Origin of the sequence: Ottowia thiooxydans DSM 14619 (assembly GCF_000422885.1) — a bacterium.
In the GTDB taxonomy this organism is placed as follows: Bacteria; Pseudomonadota; Gammaproteobacteria; order Burkholderiales; family Burkholderiaceae_C; genus Ottowia; species Ottowia thiooxydans.
The window spans coordinates 42597-64407 of sequence record NZ_AUGX01000029.1; the positions used below are offsets into that span (position 1 = coordinate 42597).

Here is a 21811-nt window from a genome sequence, read left to right on the forward strand (position 1 = left end):
GTCCACATGATTTTTACTCACCCAAAAAACAACAATTGGACGAAGTGTATTCAAATGGGAAAAATCATGCAATATCAGCGAGTTATTTTATTTTGTTAACCCAATTTCAAATAACTGTATAAAAACCTAGCCTTGAGCAGCAACTCGTTCAGCTTTGCTATGTAACTTGTTGAGAGCACTCAGATAAGCCTTGGCTGAAGCGACGATGATGTCCGGATCAGCACCCATTCCGTTCACCACCCGACCGGAGTTCTGAAGGCGTACCGTCACCTCGCCTTGACTTTCCGTAGAGCCACTGATTGCATTAACGGAATAGAGCACCATTTCAGCGCCGCTTTGCACGTGGCTTTCAATCGCTTTCAGCGACGCGTCAACCGGCCCGTTGCCTTCAGCGGTGCCTCGAACCTCCTTGCCAGCCACAGAAAAGACTACTTCAGCCTGCGGTTTCTCCCCTGTTTCACTGTGCTGAGAAAGGGAAATAAAACCATATTGCTCTTTTTCCGCCGTCACGCTTTCATCACTGACCAGCGCCAGAATGTCTTCGTCGAAGATTTCGGTCTTGCGATCAGCGAGATCTTTGAATTTGGCGAACGCGGCCATTATTTCGCCTTCAGACTCCAGCATGACACCGAGCTCCTGCAAACGCTGCTTGAAGGCATTGCGCCCGCTGAGTTTGCCGAGCACGATCTTGTTGGCGCTCCAGCCCACATCTTCCGCACGCATGATTTCGTAGGTGTCCCGCGCTTTCAACACGCCATCCTGATGGATGCCGCTGGCATGGGCAAAGGCATTGGCCCCCACTACGGCCTTGTTCGGCTGAACCACAAAACCGGTAGTCTGGCTGACCATGCGGCTCGCGGCCAGGATGTGTGATGCATCGATCCCAACATCCAGCCCGAAATAGTCCTTGCGGGTCTTAACAGCCATCACAACCTCTTCCAGCGAACAGTTACCCGCCCGTTCGCCCAAGCCGTTGATGGTGCATTCGATCTGACGGGCACCACCAATCTTCACCCCTGCCAGCGAATTGGCCACGGCCATGCCAAGGTCATTGTGGCAATGCACGCTCCAGATCGCCTTGTCGCTATTGGGCACGCGCTCGCGCAGCGTTTTGATGAAATTCCCATAGAGCTCAGGGATTGCATAACCCACGGTGTCAGGCACGTTGATGGTGGTTGCGCCCTCCTTGATCACCGCTTCGATCACGCGGCAGAGGAAATCAACGTCGCTGCGGTAGCCATCTTCAGCGCTGAACTCAACATCATCGATTTGGTTGCGAGCAAAGCGGACCGCCAGCTTGGACTGCTCGAAGACCTCATCTGGCGTCATGCGCAGCTTCTTCTCCATGTGCAGCGCGCTGGTCGCAATGAAGGTGTGGATACGACCGCGTGCGGCAGGTTTCAGGGCTTCAGCGGCACGCGCAATATCCCGGTCATTGGCACGCGAAAGCGAGCACACGGTTGAGTCCTTGATGGCGCTGGCAATCGCGTGAACGCACTCGAAATCACCATTGCTGCTGGCGGCGAAGCCAGCTTCAATCACGTCCACCTTGAGACGTTCAAGCTGGCGCGCGATGCGCAGCTTCTCGTCTTTGGTCATGCTGGCGCCGGGAGATTGTTCACCGTCACGCAAGGTGGTGTCGAAAATGATGAGTTTGTCAGTCATGTGGGTCTTTCCTATATCTAGCGGATTCGGTCGTGAGGCCTTGGAACCTGTTCTTACGCCGTAGCAACCTCGTATTGTGCCGTGGGTGCGAGCGCCGCACGTCCGACGCCGTTGGCCAACGCGGAAAGCGCGGCGCACGTGATGTCATGGTGCATACCCACGCCGAAGAGGGTTTGCTGCTCGTTCACGCGCAACTCCACATAGGCCATGGCGCGGGCATCAGCCCCGCTTCCTATGGCGTGTTCGTGGTAATCAAGCACACGCACCTGGCAGCCAGTCGCCGTGCAGAAGGCTTGGGTCAGGGCATCCACCGGGCCATTTCCCGAGCCGGAAATCGCTTGGCCCTTCCAGATCGCATGAACCTGTACGTCATCACCTGTGGCCTGCATACTCAGATTTTGAAGAGCCTCCTGAGATGGGTGATAGCTGCGTTCAAAGAGCGCATAAATGTCTTGAGCCGTGAGTTCCTTGCCGCCCACATCCATTTCGCGTTGCACGATCTGGCTGAACTCAATCTGCAAACGCCGGGGCAACTGCAAGCCGTACTCATGCTCGAGCAAATACGAGATGCCGCCCTTGCCTGATTGGCTATTAACCCGAATCACGGCTTCATAGCTGCGCCCCAAGTCCTTCGGGTCTATGGGGAGGTAAGGAATATTCCATACGTCTGTTTCGCGACGAGCCGCGAAAGCCTTCTTGATGGCGTCTTGATGCGAGCCCGAGAAAGACGTGTAGACAAGATCTCCCGCGTAGGGATGGCGGGGAGAAACAGGCAACTGGTTGCAGTACTCCACTTCAGCACGCACGGCGTCAATGTCGGAAAAATCAAGCCCCGGGGCCACACCTTGCGTGTAGAGGTTCAATGCCACATTGACCACGTCCAGGTTGCCGGTTCGTTCACCATTGCCAAACAAACAACCTTCCACCCTATCTGCACCAGCCATCAAAGCCAGTTCGGCGGAGGCCGTGCCTGTTCCGCGGTCATTGTGCGGATGTACTGAAAGAACTACCCCAGGCCGCGCTCCGAAGCGGCGGCTCATCCACTCAATCTGGTCGGCGAACACATTGGGCGTGGCATTTTCCACTGTGGTGGGCAAATTGAGAATGATGGGGCGCCCTTCACCCCACGCGGCTATGGCTGTCTCGCACGCCTGGGCCGACACATCAAGCTCCGCCAAGCTGAAAGTTTCAGGGGAATATTGCAGCGTCCATTCTGTCTCAGGTTGAGCATCTGTGAGGCGACGCACCTGCTGGATGCTGCCCTTCACAAGTTCCATGACCTCGGGGATCGTCATGCCAAATACCACCTCACGCCACGCGGGTGCAACAGCGTTGTACACGTGAACGATAGCTCGCGGAGCGCCGCGCAACGCCTCGATGGTGCGCTCGATCAACTCTTCTCGCGCAGGCGTCATGACTTGGATCGTGACGTCATCCGGGATCCGATTTTCGTCGATCAGCTTGCGCAGAAAATCAAATTCAATCTGCGAGGCTGCGGGAAATCCGACTTCGATCTGTTTGAAACCTATGCGCAGCAACATCTCATACATGCGCAATTTTCGGGTGGCATCCATAGGCTCCACCAAGGCCTGGTTACCGTCTCGCAGGTCCGTGGACAACCAAATGGGCGCGCGCTTCAGCACTGCATCAGGCCACGTGCGATCGGCAAGCCGAATGGGTGCGAAAGGGCGATATTTGGAAGCGGGTTGCGACAACATGGAAAAGTCCTCATTGAAAAAACAAGGCATCCAGCAACCCCAAAAAGCAAAAGGCCCGTTGCTGGTGCGAACGGGCCGAGAGCTATGGGAAACGCGAAACTTGCGCGCTACCGCCTCCACCCGTTGGGTGTTAGTAGTAGGGCTAGCGATTTAGCGTTCATAAGATAAATATAGCACAGGCTTGCGAAAAGACAATCAGGAAATTCCGCAACTCATCTGCAAAGACCGACTGTCATCACGATCTAATTATGCAAACCGCGCTCTTCGGGCTCATCCGTGGAGGTGCTGACAATGCTCGCCTGATGGCCATTCGCACGGCGCCACGCATAGACGATATAGCCCGAAAGCGCATACCCCACGAACAGCACGAAGAGCAAGGTAGGCGGCTCGAGGCTGATGATGGCAATCACCAAAGCAATCAGCACCAGCACCGCAAACGGCACACTGCGCCGGCCACCAAAGTCCTTGAAGCTGTAGTACGGAATATTGGTAACCATCGTCAGGCCTGCGAACAGGGCCACGGCAAACATGATCCACGCGAAATCCGAACGCTCTATTCTCACACCACCGAATAGCGACATGAGCTCCCGGAAAATGGGGACTTCATGCTGCGCGGAAAGCATGGTGCTGGTCAACCAGATGAATCCAGCCACCAATGCAGCCGCCGCCGGTGAAGGCAGCCCCTGGAAGAAACGTTTATCAACCACCGAGGTGTTCACGTTAAACCTTGCCAGGCGGAGCGCGGCGCAGGCGCAGTACACGAACGCGGCAATCCACCCCCAGCGGCCTAAGGGGCGCAACGCCCATTCATAAGCAATCAGGGCGGGCGCGGCACCAAAACTCACCATATCCGAAAGCGAGTCCATCTGTTCGCCAAAGGCGCTTTGTGTGCCCGTCATGCGAGCCACCCTGCCATCCAGGCTATCGAGCACCATCGCGGCAAAGATGCCGGTGGTCGCCAGATCAAAGCGCCCGTTCATCGCCATCACGACCGCATAAAACCCGCCGAACAGGGCAGCGAGCGTGAAGAGGTTAGGTAGCACATAAATGCCCTTGCGGGGTTTGCGCACCTGCGGCACCTCGTCCTGGGGCCTGGGATCTGGAGTGGGGGAAACGTCTTGTTCTGTCATTGATTAGAGCTTTGCGCCTCGTAGGCAGTACGGGCAGTGTAAATGGGCTTGCATAAGGCCTGGGGAAAAACCCTGAAGCGCTTACATCTCGGGCGGCATCTGACGCGGCCTACGACCTCATTCTGGACGGGTGCGATTGGTTGGTATGTACTCCAAATGGCCGAATTTGGGTGGTCAACGCGAAATAGGTGGCAACGCCCTACCCCCACGCTACCCCACTTCGTGTCGTCCGCTGCCCCCCGAGGGGGAGCCTTTTGTCTCGAGAGCGGCCCGTCGACAAAAACAATACCCCCACGCTACCCCACTTCGTGTGGTCCGCTGCCCCCCGAGGGGGAGCCTTTTGTCTCGGGAGCGGCCCGTCGACAAAAATCTCTTCGGTAAATGATAATCAATCTCATTTAGTGCTACACTGCATGCAACTTACTTAATTCCTTCTTCCAAAACGTTGCCGCCATGTCCATGAACACCTTGCAAGCTCCTACGAACGGTCGGCGCACGCTACATGTGTCGCGTCCGGTTTCTATGCCTTCCATGGCGGTACCAAAAAGTCTGGTGACTGAGCACGAAGCTCTGTCAGCGCAGCCTGTGGTGCAACGTTTCGATGATGCTGATTTGACAGTTGCCCGTCTTGATAGTGCCTCGTTGCTATGCGGTCAGAAGACCGTGCAGATCGCACACAACGGTTCCGTATACAAGCTGCAAGCTACCAAGCTCGGCAAACTCATTCTGACCAAATAGATTCAAGTTTCATCGTGGGACGACTCCGAGATCTCTGCGATCTCCCGGGGTCTTTATGCTAGCCATCGGTTCGCTGACCAGCCATGCTTTTCTTTCCCACGCATGAAGTTCGCCGCTCATACTCTCAAGCCAGTACGGTGGCCTTCCCTGAAGTTTGGCTGAGGGCATCCCCCTCAAGCCGCAGCAACTCGCGCTTGCGATCCACCCCCCATCGATAGCCTGCAAGATCGCCATCTCGTCGCACCACACGGTGACAAGGAATGGCCACGGCCAGATGGTTGGCGCCGCAGGCTTGTGCCACGGCCCGCACAGACTTGGGCGAGCCAATGAGTGTGGCGATGTCGGTATAGCTCGCGGTTGTACCAGGCGGAATTTCGCGCAGTGCGCGCCATACTCGCTCCTGAAAAGCCGTACCTTGTACATCCAGCGGCAAGCGCAGCCCCAAGGCGGGTGCTTCAACGAAGCCCACAACCTGGGCAACCAACTGCTCGAAATTTTCGTCACCACCGATAAATTGCGCCTTGGGGAACCTGTCCTGAAGATCACGCACCAATTCGCCCGGATCATCCCCCAGCAAAATGGCGCAGATGCCCCGCTGGCTTTGTGCCACGGCAATGGCACCCATTGAGCATTGCCCCACTGCAAAGCGAATAAGCGCCCCCACTCCCCCAGCACGGTATTGTTTTGCGTGCATCCCTAGCAATTCGTCCGATGTCTCATAGAACCGGCTATTCGAGTTGAAGCCTGCGCCGTAAATCGCATCCGCTACGGAAGAGGCTTTGGCTTCATTCAACTCCTCTCGCAATTTGCGGGCGCGGTACGCGGAGCTATAAGCCTTCGGAGTCAGCCCGGTTTCGAGTTTGAAGATGCGATGAAAATGGAAGGGGCTCATGCCAACGGCAGTCGCTAGATCGCCTAGCGGTAACGGTGTCTCTGAGTTTTCAATCAGACGGCAAGCGCGCGCCACCAGCTGTGCATGTTCGGCCGCTGAGCGCGTTTTATCAGCCTGGGGGCGAAGGCTGGAGCGGTATCCCGCCGCCTCAGCAGCCTCGGGCGAAGTGAAAAACTCTACGTTTTCACGCTTGGGCCGCCGCGCAGTGGAGCTTGGCCGGCAATAAACACCTGTAGTGCGAACAGCGTAGACAAAATGGCCATCAGCCACCGCATCGCGCGCCTGCACAGCAACCCAACGGGCTTCTTCGGTTTCATATGAACTGGCCGTATTCATGTTCAATCCCTGTTGATTTCGATCACAGGCAAACAATAGGCTTTATATCTGCAGCAAGCACTCCGATTCTTGCGCTAGAAAAAAAGGCCACGCATTGCGTGGCCTTTTTTCCGAACGAGGCCGAGGCCCCTTTAATCAGTTTTTCGACTTATCGACCAGCTTGTTAGCTTTGATCCAAGGCATCATGGCGCGCAGTTTGTCGCCCACCACTTCAATCTGGCTTTCAGCGTTCAGGCGACGACGGCTTTGCAGCGTAGGTGCACCTGCCAGGTTTTCAGCGATGAAGCTCTTGGCGTACTCACCGGTCTGAATATCGCGCAGCACTTGCTTCATGGCGGCCTTGGTGTCGTCAGTGACGATCCGGGGGCCAGTCACGTACTCGCCGTACTCAGCGTTGTTGCTGATCGAGTAGTTCATGTTGGCGATGCCGCCTTCATAGATCAGATCAACGATCAACTTGAGTTCATGCAAGCACTCGAAATAAGCCATCTCAGGCGCGTAACCGGCTTCCACCAGTGTCTCGAAACCGGCTTTGATCAATTCCACTGCACCACCGCACAGCACGGCTTGCTCGCCGAACAGATCGGTTTCAGTTTCTTCGCGGAAGTTGGTTTCAATGATGCCAGCCTTGCCGCCACCGTTGGCCATGGCGTAGCTCAGAGCCAGATCACGGGCTTTGCCGGTTTTGTCTTGATGCACTGCCACCAGGTGGGGAACGCCGCCACCTTGTGTGTAGGTGTTGCGCACAGTGTGGCCTGGGGCCTTAGGTGCGACCATCCAGACGTCCAGGTCAGCGCGTGGCGCGACTTGTCCGTAGTGCACGTTGAAACCGTGCGCGAATGCCAGGGAGGCACCTTGTTTGATGTTGGGTTCCACGTCTTCGCGGTAGACCTTGGCGATCTGCTCATCAGGCAGCAAGATCATCACAACGTCAGCAGCCTTGACGGCGTCGCCAACTTCAGCCACTTTCAGGCCAGCTTTTTCGACTTTAGGCCAGCTGGCACCGCTCTTACGCAGGCCAACCACAACCTTCACGCCGCTGTCGTTCAGGTTCTGCGCGTGCGCATGGCCTTGGGAACCGTAGCCGATGATGGCGACAGTTTTGCCCTTGATCAGGCTCAGGTCGCAGTCTTTGTCGTAGAACACTTTCATGGTTTTCTCCTAGGAAACAGTCAAAAAATCAACAACATCGCGCCCGGCCACAGATTTAGCAGCCGCAGGAAGCGCGAAAAAACGATCACACTCGCAGCAACCGCTCGCCCCGCCCGATACCGCTGGCACCGGTGCGCACAGTTTCCAGAATGGCGGATTTGTCGATAGCGTTCAGGAAGGCGTCGTTCTTCGCCTGATCGCCAGTCAACTCGATGGTGTAGCTTTTGTCGGTTACATCAATGATGTGGCCGCGAAAAATATCGGACATGCGCTTGATTTCCTCGCGCTCTTTGCCGACTGCCCGCACTTTGACCATCATGTGTTCGCGCTCGATATAGGCGCCTTCGGTCAGGTCAACCACCTTCACAACCTCAATCAGGCGGTTCAGATGCTTGGTGATCTGCTCGATCACCTCATCAGAGCCCCGAGTCTGGATGGTCATGCGGGAAAGACTTTCGTCCTCCGTGGGCGCCACAATCAATGATTCGATGTTGTAGCCACGGGCCGAAAACAGGCCTACCACGCGGGACAGAGCGCCCGCCTCGTTTTCAATCAATACGGAAATGATGTGTTTCATGATGAAAGATTCCTCTTTTCGCTGCCCTCCCCCACGCACGGTAATGCGCGGGCTCGGCAGACAATAGATTCGTCTAATGACTATTGATTGTCAGGCGTCCTGGATGGACCCCTGATTTTTCACAAATCTTCAGACCCCAGAAGCATCTCGGTGATGCCTTTACCGGCCTGCACCATCGGGAACACGTTCTCGGTGGGATCAGTGCGGAAATCAATAAATACAGTGCGGTCTTTCAGCTTGCGCGCCTCGCGCAGCGCTGGCTCCACATCTTTCGGGTCTTCCACAAGAATACCAACGTGGCCATAGGCCTCCGCCAGCTTCACGAAATTGGGAAGCGCATCCATGTAGCTGTGGCTGTAGCGGCCGGAGTATTCAATCTCCTGCCACTGACGGACCATACCCAGGTAGCGGTTGTTCAGCGAAAGGACCTTGATCGGCGTGTTGTATTGCAGGCAGGTGGAGAGCTCCTGGATGCACATCTGCACCGAACCTTCACCAGTCACACAAAACACTTCGCTCTCGGGCTTCGCAAGCTTGATCCCCATGGCGTAGGGAATACCGACGCCCATGGTGCCCAAACCGCCAGAATTGATCCAACGGCGCGGTTCGTTGAATTTGTAGTACTGCGCCGCCCACATCTGGTGCTGGCCGACATCAGAAGTGATGTAGGCATCGGCGTCCTTGGTCATTTCCCACAGGGTCTCAATGACTTTCTGGGGTTTGATGACGTCCTGGTTGCCGCTGTCGTATTTCATGCAATCGCGTGCACGCCAGCCTTCAATCTGCTGCCACCAGGAATCAAGTGCTGGCTGATCCAGTTTGGCGCCGGATTCCTTGATCATGCCCATGAGCTCGATCAGAACGTCTTTCACATCACCCACGATAGGTACGTCGACCTTGACGCGTTTGGAGATGCTCGACGGATCGATGTCGATGTGAATGATCTTCCGATCGTTTTGAGCAAAATGCTTGGGGTTGCCGATCACGCGGTCATCAAAGCGCGCACCCACTGCCAGCAAAACATCGCAGTGCTGCATGGCATGGTTGGCCTCCCAGGTACCGTGCATGCCCAACATGCCGACGAAACGGCGGTCCGTGGCGGGAAAAGCACCCAAACCCATCAGGGTGTTGGTGATCGGCACGTTCAACATGTCGATCAGCTGACGCAGCTCAGCGGAGGCATTGGAGAGCAGAACACCGCCGCCAGTGTAGATATACGGGCGCTTGGCCGCCATCAGCAGCTGCATGGCCTTGCGAATCTGGCCGCCATGGCCTTTCTTCACAGGGTTGTAGGAGCGCATCTCCACTTTTTCGGGGTAACCCGTCCAGGGAGCTTTGGCGAAAGCAATGTCTTTAGGCACATCCACCACGACAGGGCCAGGACGGCCGGTGCGGGCGATGTGGAACGCCTTCTTCATCACGTCCGCCATCTGGCGCGGATCCTTGACCAGGAAGTTGTGCTTGACGATAGGCCGCGTGATACCCACGGTATCGCATTCCTGGAAGGCATCCTGACCGATGGCGGTGGCAGGCACCTGACCGGTAATGATGACCATGGGAATGGAGTCCATGTACGCGGTGGCAATGCCAGTGACCGCGTTGGTCACGCCGGGACCGGAAGTAACCAGGGCTACACCGACCTCGCCAGTGGCTCGAGCAAAACCATCAGCAGCATGCACTGCCGCTTGTTCATGACGCACCAGAATGTGCTGAACGATGTCTTGCCTGTAGAGCGCGTCGTAAATGTGCAACGCCGCACCACCTGGGTAACCCCAAATGTGCTTTACACCCTCAAGCTGCAAAGCCTTGATGAGAATTTCAGCGCCGCGAAGTTCGGAGGATTGGCTGCCAGCAGAGGCGGCAGCGGCCGATTTGATTTCGGCTTTAGAGATTTCCATTTTGATAAACCTTTCGAGAATTTCTCTGACGAAAAACCTTGGGTGCCCCTTGCCAGCCCTTATGAGGCCGCGTCAGGACTTGAGGCCAACAGCCATGAGCGAAAGAACATCCGCTGTGCTGAGACCCGTTTGCCTTTTTGATTGCAACTCGGATTATCGCACTGCAACATGAGAGATGTCTGATGGATCGCGAAAAAAAAGCCCGGTGGGTGCCATAATCGCCCGAAAGAAGAACCGCTACCTTCGCGACGCTTAAGCCTACCGCCCTTCCCTTCGACCGCCTAAACGCCTGTCGCGAACCGTCCCTTGGCCACTGAACAAGAACTCTCCGACTTCCTCAAGAGCGTCGAAAAGCGATCGTTCAAGCGCGCGCTCTATCACGTCCGCGACGATGAGGCTGCTCTGGACATCGTGCAAGACAGCATGATGAAGCTCGCCGAGCATTACGGCGACAAGCCCGCAGCGGAGCTGCCGATGCTCTATCAGCGCATCCTCTCCAACACCACCCTGGACTGGTTTCGGCGCCAGAAAACGCGCAAGGCACTGTTTTCGAACATGAGCGACTTCGAAACAGCGGATGGCGACAACGATTTTGATCTACTGGAAACCTTTGCAGGGGTTTCAGACTCACAGCGAACAGAAAGCGCGGAGGATTTGACGCGGCGTGCACAAATCCTGCACGTAATAGAGTTACAAGTCCAAGAATTGCCTGGCCGTCAACGCGAGGCTTTTCTGATGCGTTATTGGGAAGAGATGGATGTTGCCGAGACGGCAGCGGCTATGGGTTGCTCGGAAGGCAGTGTCAAGACACACTGCTCGCGCGCAGTCCAGGCGCTGGCTAAGGCACTCCGGGCCAAGGGAATCATGCCATGAACAGTCGCCACTATCCGCACACACGTGCGCACGCCGAGATATTGCAGAACCGCTTCGGGCTGAGAGTGGCTGCACGCCTATCCGCCGGTAGCGCTGAATTGCCGCATGACATCAGTGAGCGCCTGCGCGCCACTCGTGAACAGGCGGTTGCACGGCGTAAACAGGCTGTCGCCGTGACACGCCTGCGTACAGCTCCTGCGGTTGTCAGGTACGGAAACACGGTCGCCCTGGGCGGATTCGGCGACGATGTTCTGGGTCTGTGGGGTCGCCTGACCTCTGCTGTCCTTGTGATCGCCATGGCAGTCGCGCTGATAACGATCAATATCGTGCAAGAGGATGACCGTGTGTCTGAAGTCGCTGAAGTCGATGCAGCACTGCTCACTGACGATCTGCCTCCTGCCGCCTATTCCGATCCAGGCTTCCTCCAATTTTTGAAAACTGACTCGGCTGCGCGCACCTCGAGCCAGTAAATCCGGTTTTTTAAATGCGCGCTCAGTTGGTCAGTCTCCTGTCGGTCTCGACAATCGCATTAGCTGCAGCGGGCGCTGTTGCCTATGCGCAACTCGCGCCATCGGTGGCACAACCCCCAGCTGCAGCCGCCGCACCAATGGGCGGCTCCGTGAACTGGAGCGGTCTCAATGGGGAACAGAAGGCTGCCTTGAGCCCTTTGGCAAGCTTGTGGCCCAAGCTCAGTGCCGAGCATCAGCGCAAATGGATCGCATTGGCACACAATTTCGACCGCATGTCCCCTGCGGAGCGCAATATGCTGCAAGGTCGCATGAGCGATTGGGCCAAATTGACTCCAGCGCAGCGCACGCAGGCACGGTTGAATTTCGGTGAAACACGCAAGCTTCCGGTGGACGAGAAGAAAGCCAAATGGGAAGAGTACCAATCGCTGTCGGCTGAGGAGCGCCAGCGATTGGCAGCGGATAGACCCAAGCCGCCGAAAAGTACCGCTCCCGCTCTGCGTCCGGTGCCTCCTGAAAAGATCCTGCGCGCCACGCCGCGCCCTCCCGTATCACCGGCAGGTGGGGCTCAAACCCCTTCGCCCTTGAACAGAAACACGCTTCTGCCCCGCGCCCCTGCTCCGGCGGCCTCTTCAGCTACCCCTTAAAATCATGCGCTCTGGCGAGCGTGGGTGGCAAATGTTGCCGGGTGTAAGGCGTTTCTCTATTTCATTTTTCTCTATTCCATTTTTCACTGGCCCCTAGCCAATGGCGTGGACTTGGGCTAGCGAATTTGGGGCCGACTTTCCGCAAGCCAGCGATCCCATGGTCAACCGCCCTGGATGCTCGCTCTTTGAGCCACGCTTCCTAGCTACTCCTCATAGCCCTATCTCTCAGCGGTCAATCGGCCTGTAGTCCTTGCTCAACATATCTTCGACGATGCCATCTTCTTCCAGCGCGCCTTCCTCACCGCTCATCGCTCCGCCGCTGCGGCGACGCATGGCTTGCTGGCTCTATGAAGGCATGTTGATGTTCGCCGTCGTCTTTTTGGCTGGCTACCTTTTCAGCGCTTTGACACAAACTCGCCACGCGCTGCACAACCGGCACGGCTTGCAGGCCTTTATTTTCGTGGTCGCGGGCATCTACTTCGCGTGGTTCTGGTCGAAAGGCCAGACCTTGGCCATGAAAACCTGGCATATCCGGGTGGTGGACCGAGGCGGCCAATCGCTTCCACAATGGCGGGCTCTTCTGCGCTACTTCCTGAGCTGGATCTGGTTTCTGCCTCCGCTGCTGCTGATGGCGCCTTTCGGACTTTCGGGTGGTGAAATTTCTGTGCTCCTGATGGGGTGGGTGGCGGTCTGGGCGTTGCTGAGTCGATTTCAACGCGAAGGACAGTTTTGGCACGACGTTTGGGCAGGCACACGTTTAGTGGAAGCACCGCGACTCCCTCCAAAGGTCAAAAAACGCTCTTAGGACGTGTTTTCCAGCTAAGCGCGTGTTCATCAACAAGTTGCCATATGCCTGCGTGACAATCGCCGCATGAGCTCAACGCCTTCCAAATCAAATCCGACCACGCCGCCAAGAGACCCGAACGAGCCCGTTAACCCGCAAAAGGCACGAACTGGTCTCTCACGTATCTGGCATGCCACCGGCTACTCCATCGAAGGCTTGCGTGCAGGCTGGAACGAAACGGCATTCCGGCAGGAAGCCATGGCAGCCATGGTTCTCATACCCGCCGCTTTCTGGTTGGGCCGTAGCTGGGCGGAGACAGCACTTTTGGCTGGCTCGGTACTGATCGTGATGATTGTCGAACTGCTCAACACGGGTATAGAGACGGCCATCGACCGCATAGGGCCTGAATGGCATGATCTATCCAAGCGAGCGAAGGATATGGGCAGCGCTGCGGTCCTGCTGAGCTTGCTGATGGCGACCGGCATTTGGCTGGCAGCCTTGTACGTTAAATTCTTCGTTTCATGAAAAATACTGTTTCTGTTTCCGCTTCCCTTTCCGCTTCTGTACCCAAGCCCGCATCTGAGCCGGCTTTTTCTCTGTGTGTGTACTGCGGTTCCCGCAATGGAGTGACTCCAGACTACGCTGAAGTCGCTCGCGAAGTAGGACATTGGATTGGCGAACATCAAGGCCAACTCGTGTATGGCGGTGGCCGTAGTGGCTTGATGGGTGTCGTGGCTGATGCAGCACTGGAAGCCGGTGCACGGGTGATTGGCGTCATTCCCCAAGCGCTGGTCGATAGAGAGCACGCCCACCGAGGCTGCACCGAATTGCTGATCGTAGACACCATGCATGAGCGCAAGCGCCTCATGGCCGAGCACTCCAATGCATTCCTGGCCTTGCCGGGAGGGATTGGCACGTTTGAAGAGTTCTTTGAAGCATGGACGTGGCGCCAATTGGGCTACCACAACAAACCGCTCGGCCTGCTCAATCACGCAGGCTATTACAGCAGCATGCTGGAGTTCCTGCGTCATGGCGTCAACCAGGGCTTCATGGACGAAGGTCAAATGCGGTCGATTGAGGTAGACGAGCGTCCGACGCCCTTACTGGAAAAGCTCATAGAGTCCGCGGGGTTGCCCACGGCCGTGCGTCTCGAGGAAATTTAAACCTTAGGGCGTCCATGCGAACGCCGCAGCGCAATCAATGCGTTCCGCTGCAGTTTCCGGGTTAAGGACCACAGCAAAAAGCCGCACTCCGAAATTCGGAGTGCGGCTTTTTTCTGGGCGGCGTTCAGGGGTTCATCTGAGCCCCTGAAGAATACTCAATCCCAGCGGAAATCCTTGTTGCGGGATTCCCAGGCAGTCAATTGCTCTTCAGCAACATCCTTGGCAATACCTTGGCGCTCTTGGAGTTTGCCAATGAACTGGTCACGCTTTCCGGCAATGACATCCAGATCATCATCCGTTAGCTTGCCCCATTGCTCTTTCACTTTGCCTTTGAATTGCAGCCAGTTGCCTTTGATGCGGTCTTCATTCATATTCAGCTCCTTGTTTCTACGATAGGTCACAGTTGCCGTCTCCGGGTGTCAGAGACCAAAACGTCTGCGATGGATTTACTGTAGAAAAGATAGCTGGATTGGTCAGTCAGCGCAGGTGAGCATTGCGCGTCAGTCCACACCTACGGCAGCACACCTACTCGCGCTCTTCAGGCAAGAACAGCTCCTGCAGGTCGCTCAGGAAGTCGAATCCACGCTCACTCGGGCGAACCCAGGCGCCTTCGCGTTCAATCAAGCCCGCTTCCTCAGCCTTTTTCAACCCTTCGGTGACGCTGCTCGGAGGCAAGCCCGTGCGATCAACGAAATCCTGCAGCGCGAAGCCGTCCTTCAATCTAAAGGCGTTCAGCATGTACTCGAAGGGTAAATCCTTTCGCGGCACCTCATGCTCCTGGGCAATCGCATCGCCCGCCAGTGCCTTGTTCATGTAGAGATCGGGTTCACGATGCCGCACCTGACGAATGATCCTGTGGGCGAAACTCAGTTTGCCGTGAGCGCCTGCACCTATCCCCAGGTAGTCTCCAAATTGCCAGTAGTTGAGGTTGTGCACACAGCGGTGACCCGCGCGTGCATACCCCGAGACCTCATACCGTTCCAGACCCGCCCCCACCGTAAGTTCGGTGATGCGATCGAGCATGGCCCAGGCGCTGTCTTCATCCGGTACCTTGGGTGGAAACTTGAAAAACACCGTATTCGGCTCGATCGTGAGGTGGTAGATCGACAAATGAGGAGGTGCCAGCGCCAGAGCGGTATGTACGTCCTGCTCCAAGCCCTTCAGGGTTTGCCCAGGCAGTGCATACATCAAGTCCAAATTGAAGGTATCGAAGGCTCTAGCGGCCTCCTCCACCGCGGCACGGGCCTGTGCGCCATCGTGCACCCGACCCAGCGCTTTCAGGTTGGCATCATCGAAACTCTGCACACCCACAGAAAGACGGGTCACCCCAGCCCCCCGAAACGAGGCGAAGCGTTCGCGCTCGAAGGTGCCAGGATTGGCTTCCAGCGTAATCTCGCACAACGGAGCGAGCTGGACACGGGCGCGGATTGCGGCGATCAGGCGGTCAATGGCCTCAGGCTCGAACAAGCTGGGCGTGCCCCCACCGATGAACACGCTATGAATCTGACGCCCCCATATCAGCGGGAGACTGCTTTCAAGATCAAGGATGAGCGCATCAATGTAGCGCTTTTGCTGCGCCAGCTTATCCACACCCACACGAGGTTCATGCGAATTGAAATCGCAGTAGGGACACTTTTTGAGGCACCAGGGCAGGTGAACATAGAGCGACAACGGCGGCAAGGCTGGCAGTTGCAGGGTGCCAGTGCGCATGTAATGTGTGAGGTCTTTCACAGCCAGCGTTCACGCATCAAGACCACCATGGCCTGAGCCGCCTGGCCGCGATGGCTATGGGCGTTCTTGACTTCTGGCGGCAACTCCGCGAAGGTTTTTTCAAACTGGGGGATGAACATCACAGGGTCGAAACCGAAGCCGTTGGTGCCTTTCGGCTCTCGTACGATCTCGCCGACCACCCGGCCTACGGCGATCAACGGTTCTGGATCGTCGGCGCTGCGCAGAGCCACTAGCGTGCTAACCAGTGCTGCACGGCGTTGATCCACAGCTTGCATCTGTTCGAGCAACGCGCGTACGTTATTCGCATCACCCTTCTCGTAGCCGAATTGAGTGGCGTAGTACGCCGTGTCCACGCCTGGGAGGCCACCAAAGGCATCTACGCACAAGCCTGCGTCATCGGCCAACGCTGGCAGGCCGCTGGCCGCGGACGCATGGCGCGCCTTGGCAAGCGCGTTTTCAACGAAGGTGCGATACGGCTCCTCAGCCTCGCCAATGCCCAGCTCGGATTGGCGCACCAGCGTCATCTGCAAGGGTGCCAACATCGCTTGCAATTCGGCGAGCTTTCCCTGATTGTTCGAAGCTAAAACGATTTTCATGACCTTGCTCTCATCTGCACCTTGGGTGGCGCTTATTGCAACAGGGCGCTCTGCTGCGCGGCGATCAGCTCGCCAATGCCCTTTTCGGCCAGAGCGAGCAGTGCGTTCATTTCCGCACGGGAAAACGCAGCCCCTTCAGCCGTGCCTTGCACTTCTACGAAATGACCAGCGCCAGTCATGACGACGTTCATATCCGTATCGCAAGCCGAGTCTTCGCTGTAATCGATATCGAGCAGAGGAACGCCCCCCACAATGCCTACCGATATGGCCGCCACCGGCTGAATAATGGGCGATTCAGCGAGTGTGCCGCGTTGAATGAGCCAATTCACCGCATCTTGCGCCGCGATAAAAGCGCCAGTAATGCTGGCGGTACGCGTACCACCGTCGGCCTGAATGACATCGCAATCGAGATGAATCGTGCGTTCGCCCAGCTTCTTGAGATCAAATACGGCCCGCAGGCTGCGGCCGATCAGACGCTGGATCTCTTGCGTGCGGCCGCTCTGCTTACCGCGCGCGGCTTCCCGGTCGCCACGTGTGTGCGTGGCTCGCGGGAGCATGCCGTACTCTGCGGTCACCCAGCCTTCACCGCTGCCACGCTTGTGGGGAGGCACCTTTTCCTCGACGGAGGCGTTGCACAACACGCGGGTGTTGCCAAACTCGATCATCACCGAACCTTCAGCATGCAAGGTGAAGTGGCGGGTAATGCGCACGGGGCGCAGCTGGTCAGCCGCCCGGTCGGTTCGTTTCGGTGCGTTGGAGGCAGAAGAAGTGGTCATGGATGAAAGGATGAATAGTGGGGAATGTCGCTGCCCGGGTGAGCGCGTATGACTGATTTTCTCAGAGCCTGTTCAAAGTCTCTTCGACCGGGCTTTCTGAGTGCGAAGTGAAAGGACGCCCATGGGGCTCCATAGGGTCGGGCAACTCGGTAATGACTACGCGCTCAGAGAGGCTTTCTCAGAGCGCGTGCTTAAGCGTTTGGAACTCAATCTTCTCGCAAGGAAGGCTCTGAACAGAGCTCAAAGTCTAGCGCCTGCGGGCCACGGATCGTTGAATGGCTTCGTTGATTTCTTCAATGGAGCGATCAATCGCGCTTTCATCCAGGTTATCAGTGACCGGATCGATTTCGTCAGCCTGTATGGTGGAGGCAAAGCCTTCGACGCTCATGGTTTCGGTTTGGGTGAACCCACTGCTATCGTTACCGATTCGCTGGGAAGTGCCTTCCCACTCAATCGCCAGAGCCGTGACGTTGTCAGCGTGCGAACCGCCATTTTTCAGCGCCTCATCCACCAGCTCGGGAACGACTTTGGCCACTGGCTGGGCCGAAAGGGCCGCCACGATACGCTTGTCTTCCACGCAACCCCAAAGGCCGTCAGAGCACAAAAGCATCTTATCGCCCTGTTTGAGAAGCAAGGGCCCGGAAATATCAAAGACAGGCCGCACTGCGGAACCAAGACAGGTAAACAACACGTTGCGGTTGATACCCTTGAGCGGCATGCCCGCTCGGCCTTGCGCTTCCAGGTAGGAGTGATCACGGGTCCGTGAAACGAGCTGACCATCTCTGACGATATACAGGCGCGAATCTCCGCAGTGCACCCAGTACAGGTTTCCCCCCTGAATAAGCGCCACGACCAAGGTGGTGCGAGGGGTATCAAGCATGGCACGCGCGCTGGCATGGCGAACGATCTGCTGATGGGCCGCCTTGACAGCGCTGCTAAGAAAGGGCGCCACCTCCGGTAGACGCGGCTTGGCGTCACGTTGGAAACGGGCTGACATGGTCTGCAAAGCGATCTGGGCAGCGGTCTCCCCTTCGGGATGCCCCCCCATACCATCGGCAAGCATGAACATGCTGGCTTCACGCGTGAAGCAGTAACCCATGCGGTCTTCGTTCTTTTCACGGCCACCGACGCGACTGAGCTGAAATACTGAGAATTTCATGAGAATTACCGTGTTTTCGTGTGTCCGGTTTCCTGGAGCGTATTCACTATTCGCTGATCACGATCGTGTTTCATACTTTCAAAGGCGTCCCTCTCCCGAGGGGCTCTTCCTGAATCGCTCATTATTTGGGACCGAAGCGCGTGGCCCGCATGATGTTCTTCTTCGCGTCGGACATCACGTTATCGAATTGGAGCCGCACTTTCTCGCCCACTGAAAGCTTGGTGTACTGACGCTCGCCTTCCCTGCCCAGTTCTTTCTGCAACGCGAAGACTGACTGCGGCCTGGACAGCGGATCCAGCGACATGCACCACTCCACCATTTCGATCAGGTTGTCGGAGTAGACCCCCCGCATGCGGGTCAATGACAAGCCCAGGCGGTCTTTGTCAAGCCGCTGGGGTGCATCGTTGGGTGGATAGCCTTGCATACAGGAGTAAATGCAAGCGCCAATGGCGTAGATATCCGTCCAGGGCCCCATGGTGGAGTCACGTCGGTACATCTCGGGGGCTGCAAAACCGGGGGTGTACATAGGGCGGGTGAAGTTTCCGTCCTTGTTGAGCACTTCGCGCGCAGCCCCGAAATCGAGCATCACGGCCTTGTTTTCATTGGTGACGAAAATATTGGCGGGCTTCAAGTCGAGATGCAGCATTTTGTGCTGATGGACGATTCGCAGGCCACGCAAAATTTCATCGAAAAGGGACCTGATGGTCGACTCGCGAAACACCTTCTGTTTCTTCAGATCGCGCGCAGTCACAATGAAATCCTGTAAGGTGGCACCTTCCAGGTAGTTCATCACCATGTAGACCGTTTCGTTTTCCCGGAAGAAATTCAAAACGCTGACCACTGAGGCGTGCGAAATCTGAGCCAGTGAACGGCCCTCTTCGAAGAAGCTCTTGAGTCCTAGCCGGTAAAGAGACAGCTTTTCAGAGGCCACCTCCGGCACTAATTCTCCCGGCGCACGGGAAGTGAGCGCGGAAGGGAGGTATTCTTTGATGGCTACCTGTTGTCCGTCTTTATCGGTGGCGAGGTAGACCACCCCGAAGCCGCCAGCTGAAAGCTTGCGCACAACGCGATAGCCGCCGATCACCGTCTTCGGCGGCAGAGGGCTTGGCTTCGGCTTTGACATAATTTGCGGCAATTGTCTCCAGGCGGTCTGACCCGGGTTCTAGAAAATGGCCGCCATGACCCCCTATACCCTGGAAAGGTTCGAATGTCAGTTTACAGTATGACCAGCTATGCAAGCGGTCAACAAGCGGCACCAAAGGCAGAAGAAGGCTCTACACCGCCCAGGAGTTCGCGTTTGCGCCTGGCGCTTGAAATGCGCTCGGTCAATAGCCGCTTCCTGGATTTGCAGTTCCGCCTGCCCGATGAGCTGCGCCATGTGGAGCCCGCGCTGCGCGATTTGCTGGTCAAACGGCTCAAGCGCGGCAAGGTGGAATTGCGCGCTTACATCGAAGGCCGGGATGCTTCAGGCCTGCAAGAGCCCTCCCCACGCGCCTTGCAGCGCCTGTCGTCCATGCAGGATCAGGTTCGTGCCTGGCTGCCGGAAGCGCCAGCGCTGTCTGTAGCTGATGTTCTGCGCTTGGCTGTGAGCCCGGAGGATTTTAGTACATCGAGCATTGCCGAAGGCGCTTTGCCGTTGGCCCAGACGGTGCTGGATGAGTTCGTGAAGGCACGTGCCCGTGAAGGCGCTCGCTTGTCTCAGCTGTTGGAACTTAGGTTAACAGAGCTTCGCCGGCTCGCCCGCGAAGCTGAGCCATTGATTCCAAAGGCTATTGAAGGCCAAACGCAGCGCTTTCTGGCGCGCTGGAATGAGGCTTTGGCTGGTGTTGACAATGCGCCGCCCGCCGCAGCCGCTCAGGAACGCGCCCTGAATGAAGCCACCGCCTTCGCGATCCGCATCGACGTATCAGAGGAATTGGGCAGGCTCATCTCCCATTTGGACGAAATCGAAGCCATCTTGAAAAAAGGCGGCGAGGTTGGCAAACGGCTGGATTTCCTGATTCAGGAGCTGCACCGCGAGGCCAATACCCTCGGCTCGAAATCGACCGTGCTGGAACTCACACGTATCTCGGTGGATATGAAAGTGCTGATTGAGCAGATGCGGGAGCAAGTGCAGAACATTGAATGAGGTTTCTAAACCCTCTACTGCGCACGCGGCCATGACTCTGGAATATCTGATCTTTGACTATTGCGAAGACGAGCATGGCATAGGCAACTGGGATGCCATGGCCAGCGTGAGCGAGGAACGCGTTCCCGCGATGGCGACCGAGATAGAGCAAGTCTTGCGCTGGGCCAGCCAGGAATTCCCGGGCAGCCAATATGGCCTCGACGATGGCGGCGACTGGGACTACGACCTGCAAGTGCTGACCGAGGGTGGGCAGCCGCTGCCCGCCAGCTTCGATTCAGGGAGTGGCAAATTGCTCCTGGCCCCTCCCCCGGCCGGACGCACCACTGCCACGCTCTCATTGGCCGGCTCGACTCAATTCTTTGCGGCATTCACCACATGGCTTTCAGAAAACCAGGAAAACTGAAGGTCCCAAGCGAGTCTGCCGCAGAGACCGCGCCTTAACCGAGCCCTGAACCGAGCCTCGTCTTCGTCAAATGCCACTGAAGGAAGTTCAGGAAAGCCTGAACCTTTCTGGAATGGCGGCGGTTTGGAAGGTAAGCCGCATAGACGCAGGTGTTCTGGTCTTGCGGATTGATCTGGTAGTCCTGGAACAACCGCTTCAGGCGCCCAGTCTGCACATCATCCCGGACGAGCCACTCTGCCAGCAAGGCAATGCCAAGCCCGTCCAGTACGGCCCCGCGCAAGATGTCCGCGTTATTGGCAGCCAACCTCGAATGAATTTCCTCATGATGTATGCCACCATCCGGGCGCAGGAACGACCAGCGTTGCGGCCCTGCCTGGTAGTTGAAACGCAGGCACTGGTGGTCAGATAGCTGCTCTGGCTTATGGGGCGTTCCGTACCGTTCCAAATACTCTGGGCTTGCCACCACGTAACGCTGATGCTCAGCCAGGGTGCGCACGATGAGCTGCGGTTGTGAAGCTGGCGAGCCGATACGAACTGCCACATCTATACGCTCGGAAGCCAAATCGACATACGCATCAGACAGCACGATATCCAGGGAAACGCGTGGGTTTTCAAGCAGGAAGCTGGCGATATGCGGGCTCAGATGCAGCCGTGCAAATGTGACCGGCAAAGATACCCGTAGGGGGCCAACTGCTTCAACGCCGGTATCTGACACGCTGCCATCGGCCTCATCCAGATCAGACAACACCCTGGACACCTGCTCCAGATAAGCCGCTCCCGCGTCGGTTAGAGTGACCTGGCGCGTTGACCGAGTCAGCAGCGCGGTACCAAGCGAGGCTTCAAGGCTGTCTATTAAACGCGTGATGGATGAGGTGGCAACCCCCAGCCGCCGGGCGGCTTTGGAGAAGCCCCCAGATTCGGCCACATCCACAAACGCTCGCAGGGCTTGAATTTTGTCCATAGTTATCTTTGCACTGT

23 protein-coding genes are annotated in these 21811 nt (G+C 56.9%); 9 read left to right on the top strand and 14 right to left on the bottom strand.

Annotation, left to right across the window (positions count from 1 at the left end; translation table 11 throughout):
* Positions 1-126: 126 nt before the first annotated feature.
* The 3 genes from G518_RS0120035 to pssA form a co-directional block, all read right to left on the bottom strand.
* Positions 127-1665 (bottom strand): 2-isopropylmalate synthase, encoded by a 1539-nt coding sequence (locus tag G518_RS0120035; protein ID WP_028604064.1) that lies wholly within the window; start codon positions 1663-1665, stop codon positions 127-129.
* A 53-nt stretch (positions 1666-1718) separates the two neighbouring features.
* Complete coding sequence (gene leuA / locus G518_RS0120040; RefSeq protein ID WP_028604065.1) at positions 1719-3383, bottom strand: 2-isopropylmalate synthase; 1665 nt, start codon at positions 3381-3383, stop codon at positions 1719-1721.
* A 242-nt stretch (positions 3384-3625) separates the two neighbouring features.
* Positions 3626-4513 (bottom strand): CDP-diacylglycerol--serine O-phosphatidyltransferase, encoded by an 888-nt coding sequence (gene pssA, locus G518_RS0120045; RefSeq protein ID WP_051237095.1) that lies wholly within the window; start codon positions 4511-4513, stop codon positions 3626-3628.
* A 453-nt stretch (positions 4514-4966) separates the two neighbouring features.
* Between pssA and hemP the strand changes: the two genes are divergently transcribed.
* Positions 4967-5251, top strand: coding sequence for a hemin uptake protein HemP (gene hemP / locus G518_RS0120050; protein WP_028604067.1), 285 nt, complete (start codon positions 4967-4969; stop codon positions 5249-5251).
* Between the two features lie 124 nt (positions 5252-5375).
* Here hemP and ada read toward each other — a convergent pair whose 3' ends face one another.
* From ada to G518_RS0120070, 4 genes are all read right to left on the bottom strand, one after another.
* The gene (gene ada, locus G518_RS36050; RefSeq protein ID WP_051237097.1) at positions 5376-6479 is read right to left on the bottom strand and encodes a bifunctional DNA-binding transcriptional regulator/O6-methylguanine-DNA methyltransferase Ada; all 1104 of its coding nucleotides are present in this window, start codon (positions 6477-6479) and stop codon (positions 5376-5378) included.
* 135 nt (positions 6480-6614) lie between these two features.
* Complete coding sequence (gene ilvC / locus G518_RS0120060) at positions 6615-7631, bottom strand: ketol-acid reductoisomerase (protein WP_028604068.1); 1017 nt, start codon at positions 7629-7631, stop codon at positions 6615-6617.
* Between the two features lie 85 nt (positions 7632-7716).
* Positions 7717-8208, bottom strand: coding sequence for an acetolactate synthase small subunit (ilvN, locus tag G518_RS0120065; RefSeq protein WP_028604069.1), 492 nt, complete (start codon positions 8206-8208; stop codon positions 7717-7719).
* A gap of 119 nt (positions 8209-8327) precedes the next feature.
* Positions 8328-10106, bottom strand: a complete 1779-nt coding sequence (locus tag G518_RS0120070; protein WP_028604070.1) for an acetolactate synthase 3 catalytic subunit — start codon at positions 10104-10106, stop codon at positions 8328-8330.
* A 306-nt stretch (positions 10107-10412) separates the two neighbouring features.
* Here G518_RS0120070 and G518_RS0120075 point away from each other — a divergent pair, with 306 nt between their 5' ends.
* The 6 genes from G518_RS0120075 to G518_RS0120105 all read left to right on the top strand — a co-directional run bounded on the left by G518_RS0120075 (position 10413) and on the right by G518_RS0120105 (position 14040).
* Positions 10413-10979, top strand: a complete 567-nt coding sequence (locus G518_RS0120075; RefSeq protein ID WP_028604071.1) for an RNA polymerase sigma factor — start codon at positions 10413-10415, stop codon at positions 10977-10979.
* The gene (locus tag G518_RS0120080) at positions 10976-11449 is read left to right on the top strand and encodes a DUF3619 family protein (RefSeq protein WP_028604072.1); all 474 of its coding nucleotides are present in this window, start codon (positions 10976-10978) and stop codon (positions 11447-11449) included. Before G518_RS0120075 ends, G518_RS0120080 begins: the two co-directional genes overlap by 4 nt.
* A 14-nt stretch (positions 11450-11463) precedes the next feature.
* Positions 11464-12093, top strand: a complete 630-nt coding sequence (locus G518_RS36055; protein WP_084652027.1) for a DUF3106 domain-containing protein — start codon at positions 11464-11466, stop codon at positions 12091-12093.
* A 331-nt stretch (positions 12094-12424) separates the two neighbouring features.
* A complete protein-coding gene (locus tag G518_RS0120095; RefSeq protein WP_028604073.1) occupies positions 12425-12898 on the top strand; it encodes an RDD family protein in 474 nt (157 codons plus the stop codon).
* Positions 12899-12964: 66 nt separating this feature from the next.
* Positions 12965-13402 carry a diacylglycerol kinase gene (locus G518_RS0120100; RefSeq protein ID WP_028604074.1) on the top strand — a complete coding sequence of 146 codons (438 nt, stop codon included), beginning with the start codon at positions 12965-12967 and terminating at the stop codon, positions 13400-13402.
* The gene (locus tag G518_RS0120105; RefSeq protein ID WP_051237101.1) at positions 13399-14040 is read left to right on the top strand and encodes an LOG family protein; all 642 of its coding nucleotides are present in this window, start codon (positions 13399-13401) and stop codon (positions 14038-14040) included. Before G518_RS0120100 ends, G518_RS0120105 begins: the two co-directional genes overlap by 4 nt.
* Before the next feature lie 155 nt (positions 14041-14195).
* Here G518_RS0120105 and G518_RS0120110 read toward each other — a convergent pair whose 3' ends face one another.
* The 6 genes from G518_RS0120110 to G518_RS0120135 form a co-directional block, all read right to left on the bottom strand.
* On the bottom strand, positions 14196-14411 hold the full coding sequence (locus G518_RS0120110; protein ID WP_028604076.1) for a CsbD family protein: 216 nt from the start codon (positions 14409-14411) through the stop codon (positions 14196-14198).
* A 154-nt stretch (positions 14412-14565) separates the two neighbouring features.
* A complete protein-coding gene (hemW, locus tag G518_RS0120115; protein ID WP_036595401.1) occupies positions 14566-15750 on the bottom strand; it encodes a radical SAM family heme chaperone HemW in 1185 nt (394 codons plus the stop codon).
* Between the two features lie 17 nt (positions 15751-15767).
* A complete protein-coding gene (gene rdgB / locus G518_RS0120120; RefSeq protein WP_028604078.1) occupies positions 15768-16367 on the bottom strand; it encodes an RdgB/HAM1 family non-canonical purine NTP pyrophosphatase in 600 nt (199 codons plus the stop codon).
* A gap of 32 nt (positions 16368-16399) precedes the next feature.
* Complete coding sequence (gene rph, locus G518_RS0120125; protein ID WP_028604079.1) at positions 16400-17143, bottom strand: ribonuclease PH; 744 nt, start codon at positions 17141-17143, stop codon at positions 16400-16402.
* 247 nt (positions 17144-17390) lie between these two features.
* Complete coding sequence (locus G518_RS0120130) at positions 17391-18302, bottom strand: PP2C family protein-serine/threonine phosphatase (RefSeq protein WP_028604080.1); 912 nt, start codon at positions 18300-18302, stop codon at positions 17391-17393.
* Between the two features lie 121 nt (positions 18303-18423).
* Positions 18424-19425 (bottom strand): serine/threonine protein kinase, encoded by a 1002-nt coding sequence (locus G518_RS0120135; protein WP_028604081.1) that lies wholly within the window; start codon positions 19423-19425, stop codon positions 18424-18426.
* 84 nt (positions 19426-19509) lie between these two features.
* On the opposite strand from G518_RS0120135, the gene G518_RS0120140 reads away from it, so the two are divergent.
* Both G518_RS0120140 and G518_RS36060 read left to right on the top strand, forming a co-directional pair.
* On the top strand, positions 19510-20430 hold the full coding sequence (locus G518_RS0120140; RefSeq protein ID WP_028604082.1) for a YicC/YloC family endoribonuclease: 921 nt from the start codon (positions 19510-19512) through the stop codon (positions 20428-20430).
* A 31-nt stretch (positions 20431-20461) separates the two neighbouring features.
* Positions 20462-20833, top strand: coding sequence for a hypothetical protein (locus tag G518_RS36060; protein ID WP_036595403.1), 372 nt, complete (start codon positions 20462-20464; stop codon positions 20831-20833).
* A 34-nt stretch (positions 20834-20867) separates the two neighbouring features.
* On the opposite strand, the gene G518_RS0120150 is transcribed toward G518_RS36060, so the two are convergent.
* A complete protein-coding gene (locus G518_RS0120150) occupies positions 20868-21794 on the bottom strand; it encodes a LysR family transcriptional regulator (protein WP_028604083.1) in 927 nt (308 codons plus the stop codon).
* Between the last annotated feature and the right edge of the window lie 17 nt (positions 21795-21811).